The organism is Streptomyces sp. NPDC001530 (assembly GCF_042894545.1).
GTDB lineage: Bacteria > Actinomycetota > Actinomycetes > Streptomycetales > Streptomycetaceae > Streptomyces.
The window spans coordinates 454,221-468,333 of sequence record NZ_JBIAVS010000007.1 but is presented as its reverse complement, the minus strand read 5'-3'; the positions used below and the strand labels follow the sequence as shown (position 1 = coordinate 468,333).

Sequence of the window (14,113 nt, the reverse complement as noted above, 5' to 3'; positions counted from 1 at the left end):
CGGGTGATCCAGGTCGGTTCGGTTCGGGCCGGTCCAGGTCGGTTCGGTTCGGGTTGTTCAGGTCAGTGGTGCCTTTGCGCGGAGCACCGTGAGGAACTCGCGCATCCAGCCGGAGTGGTCCGGCCAGGCGCGGGCGGAGACCAGCGTGCCGTCGACCACCGCCTCCGCGTCGTGGAAGGTCGCGCCGGCGGCCTGCATGTCGAGTTCCAGGGCGGGGTACGCCGTGACGCGGCGGCCGCGCAGGGCGTCGACGGCGGCCGTCAGGAGGGGGCCGTGGCAGATCTGGGCCACGGGCTTGTCCGTGTCGAAGAAGGACTTGAGGATCTTGCGGAGTTCGAGGTCGTTGCGGAGGTACTCCGGGGCTCGGCCGCCGGGGATGACGAGGGCGGCGTACTGGCCGGGGTCGACTTCGGAGAAGGCGAGGTCGGCGGGCCAGGTGTAGCCGGGCTTCTCCGTGTAGGTGTCGAAGCCGGGTTCGAAGTCGTGGACGACGAATTGGAGTTGCTTGCGGGTGGGGGCTGCGATGTGGACCTCGTAGCCTTCCTCGCGCAGGCGCTGGTAGGGGTACAGGACTTCCAGTGATTCCGCTGCGTCGCCGGTGACCATGAGGATCTTCGTTGTCATGTCGGTGCCGCTCCCCTCAGCCTTGCGTCAGCTGTTCCTCGGGCATGTCTCAATTGTGCTTCCGGCTGGTTTGGCCGTCCTGGGCAACGTGCCTCGGGGCGGGGGCCTTGCCAAGGGGGCGTGCGTTCCTTAGGCACCCGGCCGCGGGGGTTGCCGTCGGGTGGTGCGCTTACCGGCGCGTGCAGGGTGGTGCCTCCCCCAAGCTCTTCGAGCAGGGGGTACCCGCAGCGCCCACCCGTGCCGCCTGGGGTCCCCCACGCCGTTAAGGCAGTGGGGGAGGCACGATTGCCCGCAGTTGTGCGGACTGACTGCCCGCAGTTCTGCGGACGGACTGCTAGCAGCTGCGTGGACTGCACGTCCCCGTCCCATTCGTCCCTGTGCATACTGTCAAAGTTCCACCCCCGGTTTTGTACACATACGGCTCATGACGGGTCCGGGGTAGGGGGCGATAGCCTTGTGGCGTGATCAGCGCGATATCTCGCGGGGGCATCGTCGCCCCTGCCCTGCGCCCGGAGAGCACGGACGACATCCGTGACCGGGCGGCGGTCGCTGATCTTCGCGGGCGGGACGGGATGACGGCGAACGTGGCAAGCGCCCTCCGTACGTCGAGGACACCCTGGGAACAAACGTCGCCGAGAGCAGCGTCACAGTCTTCAGGGGCGCTGAAAATGGCCGATAACCCACCGCTCATCTCACCTTGCGGCATAGCGTCGAAGCAGACCGGACACCCCGCGTCACGGCGTTACGTCGGAAGAGAAGAGACCGTACTTCCTTCAACGTCACGCAACGGCGCGCGACAGGAGCCAGAGGACAATGCAGACCAAGCTGGACGAAGCCAAGGCCGAGCTGCTCGAACGGGCCGCCCGGGTAGCTGAGAACAGCCCGGTCGGGGGGCACCTACCGACTGGGACGACGGGCGAGGGCACCCCTGACAGGGACACCGTGCTCGCGTTCCTCCAGCGCTACTACCTGCACACCGCCCCGGAGGACCTCACCGACCGCGACCCGGTCGATGTTCTCGGAGCCGCCTTCTCGCACTACCGACTGGCCGAGAACCGCCCTCAGGGCACGGCCAACGTGCGGGTCCACACCCCGACCGTCGAGGAGAACGGCTGGACCTGCAGCCACTCCGTCGTCGAGGTCGTCACCGATGACATGCCGTTCCTGGTCGACTCGGTCACCAATGAGCTGTCCCGGCAGGGGCGCGGCATTCATGTCGTCATCCACCCGCAGTTCGTCGTACGGCGTGATCTGACCGGCAAGCTCATCGAGGTGCTGCCCGGCCGGCCCACCGTCGAGGAGCTTCCGCACGACGCCCACATCGAGTCCTGGATCCATGTCGAGATCGACCGCGAGACCGACCGCGCCGATCTGAAGCAGATCACCGCCGATCTGCTGCGCATCCTGTCCGACGTCCGTGAGGCCGTCGAGGACTGGGAGAAGATGCGCGACGCCGCGCTGCGCTTCGCGGAGGAGCTGCCCAAGGAGCCGACCGCCGACGACCTGCGCGACCAGGAGGTCGAGGAGGCCCGTGAGCTGCTGCGCTGGCTCTCGGACGACCACTTCACCTTCCTGGGGTACCGGGAGTACGAGCTGCGCGACGATGACTCGCTGGCCGCCGTTCCCGGCACCGGGCTCGGCATACTGCGGTCCGACCCGCACCACTCCGGTGACGAGAGCCACCCGGTCAGCCCGTCCTTCGAGCGGCTGCCCGCCGACGCCCGCGCCAAGGCCCGCGAGCACAAGCTCCTCGTCCTCACCAAGGCCAACAGCCGCGCGACCGTGCACCGGCCGTCGTACCTCGACTACGTCGGCGTGAAGAAGTTCGACGAGCACGGCAACGTCATCGGGGAGCGGCGCTTCCTGGGACTCTTCTCGTCCGCCGCGTACACCGAGTCCGTGCGCCGTGTGCCCGTCATCCGCCGCAAGGTGGAGGAAGTCCTCAAGGGCGCGGGCTTCTCGCCCAACAGCCACGACGGGCGCGACCTGCTCCAGATCCTGGAGACCTACCCGCGCGACGAGCTCTTCCAGACCCCCGTCGACGAGCTGCGCTCCATCGTCACCTCCGTCCTGTACCTGCAGGAGCGGCGTCGGCTGCGGCTCTACCTGCGCCAGGACGAGTACGGGCGCTACTACTCCGCCCTCGTCTACCTGCCGCGCGACCGCTACACCACCGGCGTACGCCTGCGGATCATCGACATCCTCAAGGAAGAGCTGAACGGCACCAGCGTCGACTTCACGGCCTGGAACACCGAGTCGATCCTGTCCCGGCTGCACTTCGTGGTCCGGGTCCCGCCGGGCACCGAGCTGCCGCAGCTGTCCGACTCCGACAAGGAGCACATCGAGGCGCGGCTCGTCGAGGCCGCCCGCTCCTGGGCCGACGGCTTCGCGGAGGCGCTGACCGCCGAGTGCGGCGAGGAGCGCGCCGCGGAACTGCTGCGCCGGTACGCCAACGCCTTCCCCGAGGGCTACAAGGCCGACCACACCCCGCGCGCCGCCGTCGCCGACCTCGTCCACCTCGAAGCGCTCACGCACGACCCGAACAAGGACTTCGCGCTCAGCCTGTACGAGCCGGTGGGCGCGGCGCCCAGCGAGCGCCGTTTCAAGATCTACCGCACCGGTGAGCAGGTCTCGCTCTCCGCGGTTCTGCCCGCGCTCAACCGCATGGGCGTCGAGGTCACCGACGAGCGGCCGTACGAGCTGCGCTGCTCGGACCGCACGACCGCCTGGATCTACGACTTCGGGCTGCGGCTGCCCAAGTCCATGACCGGCAATGGCGACTACCTCGGCGACGACGGCCGCGAGCGATTCCAGGACGCCTTCACCGCCACCTGGACCGGCCAGGCCGAGAACGACGGCTTCAACGCCCTCGTCCTGAGCGCCGGGCTGAACTGGCGGCAGGCGATGGTGCTGCGCGCGTACGCGAAGTACCTGCGCCAGGCCGGTTCCACCTTCAGCCAGGACTACATGGAGGACACCCTCCGCAACAACGTCCACACCACCCGGCTCCTCGTGTCGCTGTTCGAGGCGCGGATGTCGCCGGACCGCCAGCGCGCTGGTGTCGAGCTGACGGACGCCCTGATGGAGGAGCTGGACGCCGCCCTCGACCAGGTCGCCTCGCTGGACGAGGACCGGATCCTGCGGTCCTTCCTCAACCTCATCAAGGCGACGCTGCGGACGAACTTCTTCCAGGAGGCGCTGGGTGCCAGGTGGCACGAATACGTCTCCATGAAGTTCGACCCGACGGCCATTCCGGACCTTCCGGCGCCGCGGCCCGCGTACGAGATCTGGGTGTACTCGCCGCGTGTCGAGGGCGTGCACCTGCGGTTCGGCAAGGTCGCGCGAGGCGGTCTGCGCTGGTCCGACCGGCGTGAGGACTTCCGTACGGAGATCCTCGGGCTGGTCAAGGCGCAGATGGTGAAGAACACCGTCATCGTGCCGGTCGGCGCCAAGGGCGGCTTCGTCGCCAAGCAGCTGCCCGACCCGTCCGTGGACCGCGACGCCTGGCTCGCCGAGGGCATCCGCAGCTACCGGACCTTCATCTCCGCACTGCTCGACATCACCGACAACATGGTCGCCGGGGAAGTCGTGCCGCCGGCCGACGTCGTCCGGCACGACGTGGACGACACGTACCTCGTCGTCGCCGCCGACAAGGGCACCGCGACGTTCTCGGACATCGCCAACGAGGTCGCCCAGTCGTACAACTTCTGGCTCGGCGACGCCTTCGCCTCCGGCGGCTCCGCGGGCTACGACCACAAGAAGATGGGCATCACCGCCCGCGGCGCCTGGGAGTCCGTGAAGCGGCACTTCCGGGAGCTGGGTGTGAACACCCAGACGCAGGACTTCACCGTGGTCGGCGTCGGCGACATGTCCGGTGACGTGTTCGGCAACGGCATGCTGCTCAGCGAGCACATCCGGCTGGTCGCGGCCTTCGACCACCGGCACATCTTCATCGACCCGCACCCGGACGCGGAGTCGTCGTACGCCGAGCGCCGCCGTCTGTTCGAGCTGCCGCGCTCGTCGTGGGCCGACTACAACAGCGAGCTGATCTCGTCCGGCGGCGGTGTCTTCCCGCGTACCGCCAAGGCCATCCCGATCAACGCGCACATCCGCGAGGCCCTCGGCATCGAGTCCGGCGTCGCCAAGATGACCCCGGCCGATCTGATGAAGGCGATCCTCAAGGCGCCGGTCGACCTGCTGTGGAACGGCGGCATCGGTACGTACGTGAAGTCGGCCGTCGAGTCGCACGCGGACGTCGGCGACAAGGCCAACGACGCGATCCGTGTCGACGGCGGCGACCTGCGCGTGAAGGTCGTCGGCGAGGGCGGCAACCTGGGGCTGACCCAGCTCGGCCGCATCGAGTTCGCCCAGCACGGCGGCAAGATCAACACCGATGCCATCGACAACAGCGCGGGCGTGGACACCTCCGACCACGAGGTGAACATCAAGATCCTGCTCAACGCGGTGGTGGCCAACGGCGACCTGACCGTCAAGCAGCGCAACAAGGTGCTCGCCGAGATGACGGACGAGGTCGGCGCCCTGGTCCTGCGCAACAACTACGCGCAGAACGTGGCGATCGCCAACGCGCTGGCCCAGTCCGGGAGCATGCTCCACGCTCAGCAGCGGTTCCTCCGCCACCTGGTGCGTGAGGGCCACCTCGACCGGGCCCTGGAGTTCCTGCCCACCGAGCGCCAGATCCGCGAGCGACTCAACACCGGGCAGGGCCTGACCGGGCCTGAGACGGCCGTCCTCCTCGCGTACACGAAGATCACGGTCTCCGACGAGCTGCTCTCCACCTCGCTGCCCGACGACCCGTACCTGCAGAGCCTGTTGCACGCGTACTTCCCGACGGCACTGCGCGAGAACTTCCGCGAGCAGATCGACGGGCACGCGCTGCGCCGCGAGATCGTGACGACCGTCCTGGTCAACGACACGGTCAACACGGGCGGTACGAGCTTCCTGCACCGTCTCCGTGAGGAGACCGGTGCCTCGCTGGAGGAGATCGTCCGGGCGCAGACCGCGGCCCGCGCGATCTTCGAGTCGAGCAAGGTGTGGGACGCGGTGGAGGCGCTCGACAATGTCGTCGCCGCCGACGTCCAGACCCGGATCCGGCTGCACTCGCGCCGCCTCGTCGAGCGCGGCACCCGCTGGCTGCTCAACAACCGGCCGCAGCCGCTCCAGCTCGCCGAGACGATCGGCTTCTTCGGCGACGGAGTCGAGCAGGTCTGGTCCGAGCTGCCCAAGCTGCTGCGCGGCGCGGACCTGGAGTGGTACCAGCAGATCTACGACGAGCTGTCGGGCGCCGGCGTCCCGGACGAACTCGCCACCCGCGTGGCCGGGTTCTCCTCCGCCTTCCCGACGCTGGACATCGTCGCGGTGGCCGACCGCATGGGCAGGGACCCGATGGCCGTCGCCGAGGTCTACTACGACCTCGCCGACCGCCTCGGCATCACCCAGCTCATGGACCGCATCATCGAGCTGCCGCGCGCAGACCGCTGGCAGTCCATGGCCCGCGCGTCGATCCGCGAGGACCTGTACGCGGCCCACGCGGCACTCACCGCCGACGTCCTGGCGGTGGGCAACGGCACCTCGACTCCCGAGCAGCGCTTCAAGGCGTGGCAGGAGAAGAACGCGGCGATCCTCGGCCGGGCCCGCACGACCCTGGAGGAGATCCAGGGCTCGGACTCGTTCGACCTCGCCAACCTGTCGGTGGCGATGCGGACGATGAGGACGCTGCTGCGGACGCATTCGTAGGTCGTATGTCGCGTTCGTAGCCCGTACGTCTGGTACGTCCCGTACGTCGATGGGGGCGCCCCGAGCTTGTTTCGGCTCGGGGCGCCCCCGTTCGCGTACGGCGGGGTCCTACTGCTCGCACTCCCCGCATTCCCGGCTGCCTCCCCGGCCCCTTCCCCGCCGATCCCTTCTTTCCGATCTCTGGGGAAAATCAGACTCGCAACTTACCTATTCCTGCTAAATAGGACATTTGGGCTATGGTTGGCTCGGTCGTCGGACGGACGTGTGGAGGACTCGGACCCGTGGCAGTGAACATCTACGAGGGACGGGCGCGCGTGGCGGCCCCGTCCGCCACCCGCTCCGGTGCCGTCCGGCGAACGCGGCGGATCGCGCTCGAAGTGGCCAAGTTCGCGGTCGTCGGTGGCAGCGGAGTCGCGGTCAACTTCCTGGTCTTCAATCTCCTTCTGCACGGCCTGAAGTGGGCCCCGATGACCGCCACGGCGATCGCCAGCTCCATCGCCATGGGCACCAACTACCTGGGCTTCCGCTTCTTCGCCTACCGGGACCGAGCCTCGCGCACCAGGCGGCAGATCGTCCTCTTCTTCGCGTTCAGCGGGCTCGGCGTCGTCATGGAGAGCGGACTCTTCTATGTCGGCTATCTCGGGCTGGGCATGAGCGGCCCGTTCGGCTCGAACATCGCCAAGGCGCTGTCCATCGTGCTGGCCTCGGCCTTCCGCTTCCTGGTGTACCGGACATGGGTGTTCCAACACGCGCAACGCGGTCGATAACGCGGCGCGGCCGGGAGGAATGTCTAGGATTAATAGGATGAATGTGGATCACCGCCGCGCGCCCGTCGCATCCGAGGTCGTCCCCGTCGCATCCGAGGTCGTCCCGGAAGTATCCGAGGTCATCCCTGCCGTATCCGTGGTCGTCATCGTCTACGACGACGCCGCCCGGCTGCCCACGGCCGTGCGCTCCGTGCTCGACCAGACGCTGCGGAGCGTCGAGGTCGTCGTCGTCGACGACCGGAGCACGGACGGTTCGTACGAGGTGGCGCGGCGGCTGGCCGCCGAGCATCCCGACCGCGTACGCGCCTTCCAGCTGCCCGAGAACAGCGGCGGCTGCGGAGCCCCCCGCAACCACGGCGTCCGCCAGGCCCGCGGCGACTACGTCCTCTTCCTCGACAGCGACGACGTACTGGAGCGCAACGCCTGCCGCAACATGCTGGAGGCCGCCGAGACCACCGGCGCCGACCTCGTCTCCGGCCTGTGCGTCCGGGTGCACGTCGACTCGCGCACGGGCAAGGAGGTCAAGTGGTATCCCTGGCTGTACGAGCGCACCCGCACGCTGGAGTCGATCTCCGAGCTCCCTGACCTGCTCGTCTTCGACACCCTCTCCACGAACAAGTGCTATCGCAGGCGGTTCCTGCTCGATGAGCGGCTGGAGTTCCCCGTCGGGATCCATTACGAGGACCTGCTGTTCTCCGCGCAGGCGTATGTGGCCGCCCGCCGTATCACCCTCATCCCCAACCGGGTCTACGACTGGCGGGTCGTGGAGAAACCGGCGGAGTCGGCGGCGAAGTCGATCAGCAACCGGCGCGATGAGATCGCCAACTTCACGCACCGGATGGAAATCCACCGCCGGGTCGACCAACTCCTCGCGGACAACGGCCTGTTGGACCTGAAGTTCGCCAAGGACGTCAAGTGGCTCAAGCACGACCTCGTGCTGCATCTGCGCGAGCTGCCGTTCCGGGACGCGTCCTACCGGCAGGAGTTCGCCGCGATCGCCCGGCAGTATCTGGAGTCGATCGACCGCGCCGCCTTCGACGAGACCGAGCCGATCCACGCCATCTGCGGCTATCTGCTGCAGAAGGGCGACTGGGACAATCTGCTGCCCGCCGTGGACACGCTCACCAACCGCGACAAGATCTCCTCGCCGCTCGTCGAGCGCGACGGGCGCGTGTACTGGTGCGTCGAGCACCTCGACGACCCCTTCGGCCGGCACGTCCTGGACGTCACCGAACTCGGCCATCACACCAAGCCGGTCGAGAAGATGTTCCTGCGCAACGTACTGGCCCACTACGAAGAGCAGGCCGGCGGGACCGTCCGACTGGCCGGGCGGATCACCAACCCGCTCGGGATCGTCCCGCCCGGCGCCCGGCTCGCCGGAGAGCTGGAGTTCTACGCCCGGCGCCAGGGCGTGCGCTTCCAGACCTTCCGCTTCCCCGTGCCGAGCCTGCGCCACGAGGGCGAGACCATCGCCTGGGAGGCCTCGGCGGACCTCACGGCGGTCCGGCCGCTGGGCATCGTGGACGCCGTGTGGGACGTACGGCTGCGCCTTGACGTCGACGGCGTACGCACCACGACGCGGCTCACCGTCGCCGAACCCGACCTGGTCACGGGTCAGTTGCCGGTCCGGCCGCGCCTCACCCGGCTGGTCGCCGACCGTATCGAGCCGATGGTCTCCTCGCGCGGTCATCTTTCCTTCCGGCTCGTCCCCGACAAGAAGGCGAACGCGGTCGTCCAGCGGGGCGTGCACGGCCGGGCCGGCACGCTCGCCAAGTCCGGCTACCGCAAGGCCAGGGCGCTGCGCAAGCAACTCACCTCCGGCGACACCAAACTCCGGCTCTACCACGAGGTGTTCACCCGCTTGCCCGTACGGAAGGGCCTCGTCGTCTTCGAGAGCCACCTGGGCCGGCAGTACAGCGACAGCCCCAAGGCGATCTACGAGGAGATGCGCCGCCAGGGCCTGGAGTTCGAGGCGGTGTGGTCGTACGCGGGCAGTCCGGACGGATTCCCCGCCGACGCCACCCTCGTGCGCCGCTGGTCCCTGCCCTATCTTAAGGCCCTCGCGCAGGCGGAGTTCTGGGTGGACAACCAGAGCTACCCGCTCAAGCTCGCCAAGCGGCCGCAGACCACCTACATCCAGACCTGGCACGGCTCCGCGCTCAAGCGAATGGGCTTCGACGAAGCCGAGTGGAAGCTCAAGTCCCGCGAGCAGCAAGCCGAGCAGCAGCGCACCCTCGACCGCTTCGACCGGTTCCTGATCCGCTCCGAGCACGATGTGCGCACCCTCGCGCGGGCGTTCCGGCTCCAGGAGCGGACGCTGTTGCGGGTGGGCTACCCGCGCAACGACGAGCTCGTGCGGGCCAGGGAGCGGGAGGAGGCCTCCGGACGCCGTGAGCGCGGCCCCCTCGCGGCCGAGTTGGGTATCCCGGAGGACAAGCAGATCCTGCTGTATGCCCCGACCTTCCGCCAACGCGGCGGCGGGCAGCGGCGGTTCGAGCTGCCCTTCGACGTGGAGCGTTTCGCCGACACCTTCGGCGACCGGTACGTCCTCCTCGTCCGCTCGCACTATCTCAACCACGTGGTGCTCCCGCCGTCCGTGCGCGGCCGCGTCATCGACGTCACCGCGCACCACGACGTGACCCCGCTGCTGGCGCTCGCCGACGGACTGATCACCGACTACTCCTCGGTGATGTTCGACTACGCCCTCCTCGACCGGCCGATGTTCTTCTTCGCCTACGACTACGAGGAGTACGTGCACGAGGGTCGCGGAACCTACTTCGACCTGTTGGACCGGGCGCCCGGTCCCGTCGTACGCACCGAGGACGAACTGCACGCGGCCCTCGGCTCGCTGGAGGAACAGGCGACCAAGTACGGGCCCAGGCGGGAACAGTTCGTCGCCGAATTCGGGGAGTACGACCAGGGGACCGCCGCCCGGAGCATCGTCGACCAGTTCTTCGCGCAGTGGAGGCGTGGATGACCGAGTATCCAGAGCGGGACATCTTCTTCGTCTCCAACAGTGTCGACGAGCTCGGCGGGGTGACCAGTTGGTCGCACCAGATGGCCCGTCTGTTCACCGAGCGTGGCCACCGCGTCCACGTCGTCGGCATCACCGAGCCAGCGGTCGTCCAGGAGCTGGGCGAACTCCCGTACCCCACCACGACGTTGTACGACCTCCACCCGCCGCGCGTCGGCTCCGCGCGCGGCATCAAGGGGCGGCTCAACCTCGCCGAGCGCAAGCTGCGCGCCGAACGCGCGGCGGGGATGCGGGAGCGGGCCGCCCAGCTGACCGCGCTGTTCCGGGCCGCGCGGCCCGGCGCCGTCGTGATCGTCACGCAGGTGTGGGCCATGGAGTGGGTGGCGCTCGCCGACACGACCGGGCTGACCGTCATCGGCATGAGCCACGAGTCCTTCGCGTGCGCGCGGGCGACCTCGCGCTTCCAGCGGGTGCGCAGGTACTACAAGGACGTCGACCGGATGCTGGCGCTCACCCGCGAGGACGCCGACCTGTGGATCGGGCAGGGCATGAACAACGCCTCGTTCATGCCGAACCCCATCCCGTTCATGCCCGAGAAGCCCTCGCCGCGCACCGCGAACGTCGTCGTCAGCATCGGCCGACTGCACGACGAGAAGGGCATCGACCTGCTCCTCGACACCTGGGCCGAGCTCGCGCCGGGCCACCCCGACTGGCGCCTGCGGATCTACGGCTCCGGCGACGAGGAGGACGAGGAGATCCTCAAGAAGCAGTGCACGACGCTCGGCCTCGACGACTGTGTGGAGTGGATGGGCCGTACCGGCGACGTCCCGGGCGCCCTGCACGGCGGCTCCGTCTTCGTCCTGCCGTCACGCGGCGAGGGCTTCCCCCTCGCCCTCATGGAGGCCATGGCGACCGGCCTCGCCTGCGCCGCCTTCGACTGCGCGCCCGGCGTCCACGAGATCATCCACGACGGCGAGGACGGCCTCCTGGCCGCCCTCGGCAACACCGGCGAACTCGCCCGCCACCTCAACACGTTGATGTCCGACAAGGAGCTGCGGGACAGGATGGGGGAGGCGGCCCGGGCGAGCATCCAGCGCTATACGGAGGGCGAGATCGTACGGCGCTGGGAGGAGCTGTTCGCGTTCTTGGAGAGGTGAGGCCCCCGTACCGGCCTTACTTGCCCGTGAACTTCTCGTACTCCTTCAGCACATCCTCCGTAGGCCCATCCATCCGCAACTCCCCCCGCTCAAGCCACAGCACCCGGTCACACGTATCGCGGATCGACTTGTTGTTGTGGCTGACCAGGAAAACGGTGCCGGCGTGCTTCCGCAGCTCCCGGATCCGAGCCTCGGAGCGCTTCTGGAAGGAGCGATCCCCCGTCGCCAGGGCCTCGTCGATCATGAGCACGTCGTGGTCCTTGGCGGCGGCGATGGAGAAACGCAGTCGCGCCGCCATCCCGGAGGAGTACGTCCGCATGGGGAGCGTGATGAAGTCGCCCTTCTCGTTGATGCCGGAGAAGTCGACGATCTCCTGGTAGCGCTCGTGGACCTGTTCCCTGGACATGCCCATCGCGAGCCCGCCGAGGTAGACGTTGCGCTCGCCGGTGAGGTCGTTCATCAGGGCCGCGTTGACGCCGAGCAGCGAGGGCTGGCCATCGGTGTAGATCTTGCCGTTCTCCACGGGGAGCAGGCCCGCGACCGCCTTGAGCAGGGTGGACTTGCCCGAGCCGTTGGTGCCGATCAGGCCGATGGCCTCGCCCTTGTACGCCGTGAAGGAGACGCTCTTGACCGCGTGCACCTTGCGCACACCCGCCGCCTTCTCCGCCTGCTTGCGGCGCAGGATGCGGTTGAGGGCGGCGGTGGCGCTGCCCTTGCCCGCGCCGGTGCCGTTGACGCGGTAGACGATGTCGACGCGGTCGGCGATGACGGTCGGGACACGGGGGTCGGAGGTGCCGCGCGGGGTGTCCTGGATGGCGCTCTTGGTGATGGTGTCAGCCACGTCCGTACGTCTCCTCGGCCTTCCAGAAGTAGATGAAGCCGCCGACCCCGGCGACGAGCGCCCAGCCGGTGGCCAGCGCCCACACATGCGGCGGCAGCTGGTGTGCGTGGAAGCTGTCGATGAGGGCGAACCGCATGAGGTCGATGTACACGGCGGCCGGGTTGCTCTGGAGCGCGATCAGGACCCAGTGGGGCATGTCCCGGTTGCTGAGCAGTCGGTCGATGCTCCACATGACACCGGAGACGTACATCCAGGTGCGCAGCAGGAACGGCATGAGCTGCGCGATGTCCGGCGTCTTGGCGCCCATGCGCGCCATGACCATCGCCACGCCCGCGTTGAAGACGAACTGGAGCGTCAGCGCGGGGATCACGAGCAGCCAGGACGCGGAGACCGGGACGCCGAAGCAGAGCAGGATCACGACCAGCGCGCACATCGAGAACAGCAGCTGCTGGAGCTGTTGCAGACAGTACGAGACCGGGAGCGAGGCGCGCGGAAAGTGCAGGGCGCGTACCAGCCCGAGGCTGCCGGAGATGGCGCGCGTCCCCGCCATGATCGAGCTCTGCGTGAAGGTCCACACGAAAACGCCGGTGACCAGGAATGGCACGTAGTCGGGCACGCCGTGCTTGGTGCCCATCAGGATGCCGAAGATGAAGTAGTAGACCGCCGCGTTCAGCAGCGGGGTCATCACCTGCCAGACCTGGCCGAGCTTCGCCTGGCTGTACTGGGCGGTGAGCTTGGCGGTGGCGAAGGCGGTGATGAAGTGGCGCCGCGCCCACAGCTGGCGGACGTACGCGGGCAGGGACGGGCGGGCGCCGCTGACGGTGAGGCCGTACCGGGCGGCGAGCGCCGCGGCGTCGTCGGCGGGGGGACCCGGTGTCGCTGTCGGGGGCGGTGTGTGGAGGACCTGGCTCACATCCGCTGCTTTCGCTCGGGGGGTGGAGTGCGCGGGGTCCGTCCTTACCGTTTCCTACGTCGTCCTTGCCGTCTTCTTACGTCGGGACGGGACCGTATCGTCGCAACGCGAGCGTAGGGCTTTCCGACGTCGGAACGCAACCGTTTCGTCGTAACGGCCTATGCTGGTCCGTATGACGACGAACGCCGATGCCCCCGCGCCTGCCGATGGGAAGGCGCCGCGCCGACGGGCCCCCGCCGGGGCGGCCGTCCTCCGAGAGGACGTGACCGAGGCCATCCGCGCCGCCGTCTTCGAGGAACTCGCGGCCGTGGGCTACGCCCGGATGTCCATCGAGGGCATCGCGCGCCGCGCGGGCGTCGGCAAGACCGCGGTGTACCGGCGCTGGCGGTCCAAGCTGCACCTGGTGCTCGACTTGGTCTCGGCGGTCGCGGTCCAGGGGCTGCCCGCCCCTGACACGGGCTCCCTGGAGGGCGATCTGCGGCTGCTGTACGAGGTCACCTCGCGTGCCCTGCGCCACCCCGTCGCCGGGCAGATCATCCCCGACCTGCAGGCCGAGGCGGCCCGCAACCCCGACATCGCGGACGCCATGCAGAAGGCGCTGCGCGAGGGTCAGCAGGGGGTCGCGAGCGGGATCGTCGCGGCGGCGGCCGCGCGGGGTGAGGTACGCGAAGGCATCGATCTCGAGCTCGCGCTCGACTTGATGTCGGGCCCCCTGTACTGGCGGGCGGTGGTGGTCCGCGGGCCCAAGCTGGCCAAGGGGTACCTGGCGAGTCTGGCCCGGGCCACGGCGGCGGCGCTCAAGGCGTTGTGATCACGCGGCGGCTTTCGAGGAGGCCGTTCACGCGGCTGCCCGGCGGCCCTTGAGCAGGCTGACGCCCGCTCCCAGGGAGACGAACGCGAGGTCCTCAAGCTGAAGGCCGAGGGCCTCGACAACACGACCATCGGCAAGACGCTGGTCCTCTCCGACAGCGCGGTCAGCAAACACATCGGCAATGTGTTCCTGAAACTGGGCCTGCCGTCGACGGACAGCGGAGACCAGAGAGTGCTGGCCGTACTGGCGTACCTCAACAGGGACTTGTGAGA

8 protein-coding genes and 1 pseudogene are annotated in these 14,113 nt (G+C 68.6%); 6 read left to right on the top strand and 3 right to left on the bottom strand.

Annotated features, from left to right (window positions below; all coding sequences use genetic code 11):
* Nucleotides 1–57 precede the first annotated feature (57 nt).
* Entirely contained in the window at nucleotides 58–624 is a 567-nt protein-coding gene (locus ACFY0T_RS17200; RefSeq protein ID WP_388870444.1) for a DJ-1/PfpI family protein, read from the bottom strand.
* Nucleotides 625–1,437: 813 nt separating this feature from the next.
* On the opposite strand from ACFY0T_RS17200, the gene ACFY0T_RS17195 reads away from it, so the two are divergent.
* The 4 genes from ACFY0T_RS17195 (at nucleotide 1,438) to ACFY0T_RS17180 (ending at nucleotide 11,276) form a co-directional block, all read left to right on the top strand.
* Nucleotides 1,438–6,378, top strand: a complete 4,941-nt coding sequence (locus ACFY0T_RS17195; protein ID WP_388870440.1) for an NAD-glutamate dehydrogenase — start codon at nucleotides 1,438–1,440, stop codon at nucleotides 6,376–6,378.
* Between the two features lie 281 nt (nucleotides 6,379–6,659).
* A complete protein-coding gene (locus ACFY0T_RS17190) occupies nucleotides 6,660–7,145 on the top strand; it encodes a GtrA family protein (RefSeq protein ID WP_388870437.1) in 486 nt (161 codons plus the stop codon).
* A 37-nt stretch (nucleotides 7,146–7,182) separates the two neighbouring features.
* Nucleotides 7,183–10,122 (top strand): CDP-glycerol glycerophosphotransferase family protein, encoded by a 2,940-nt coding sequence (locus tag ACFY0T_RS17185; RefSeq protein WP_388870435.1) that lies wholly within the window; start codon nucleotides 7,183–7,185, stop codon nucleotides 10,120–10,122.
* A complete protein-coding gene (locus ACFY0T_RS17180; RefSeq protein ID WP_388870432.1) occupies nucleotides 10,119–11,276 on the top strand; it encodes a glycosyltransferase in 1,158 nt (385 codons plus the stop codon). Before ACFY0T_RS17185 ends, ACFY0T_RS17180 begins: the two co-directional genes overlap by 4 nt.
* A gap of 16 nt (nucleotides 11,277–11,292) precedes the next feature.
* Here the strand turns inward: ACFY0T_RS17180 and ACFY0T_RS17175 are convergent, their stop codons facing one another.
* Entirely contained in the window at nucleotides 11,293–12,117 is an 825-nt protein-coding gene (locus ACFY0T_RS17175) for an ABC transporter ATP-binding protein (RefSeq protein ID WP_388870429.1), read from the bottom strand.
* Entirely contained in the window at nucleotides 12,110–13,030 is a 921-nt protein-coding gene (locus tag ACFY0T_RS17170; protein WP_388870427.1) for an ABC transporter permease, read from the bottom strand. Before ACFY0T_RS17170 ends, ACFY0T_RS17175 begins: the two co-directional genes overlap by 8 nt.
* Before the next feature lie 160 nt (nucleotides 13,031–13,190).
* Here ACFY0T_RS17170 and ACFY0T_RS17165 point away from each other — a divergent pair, with 160 nt between their 5' ends.
* A complete protein-coding gene (locus tag ACFY0T_RS17165) occupies nucleotides 13,191–13,841 on the top strand; it encodes a TetR/AcrR family transcriptional regulator (protein ID WP_388870424.1) in 651 nt (216 codons plus the stop codon).
* 81 nt (nucleotides 13,842–13,922) lie between these two features.
* Nucleotides 13,923–14,111: pseudogene (locus ACFY0T_RS17160) on the top strand (LuxR C-terminal-related transcriptional regulator); the annotation flags it as partial.
* Nucleotides 14,112–14,113 lie beyond the last annotated feature (2 nt).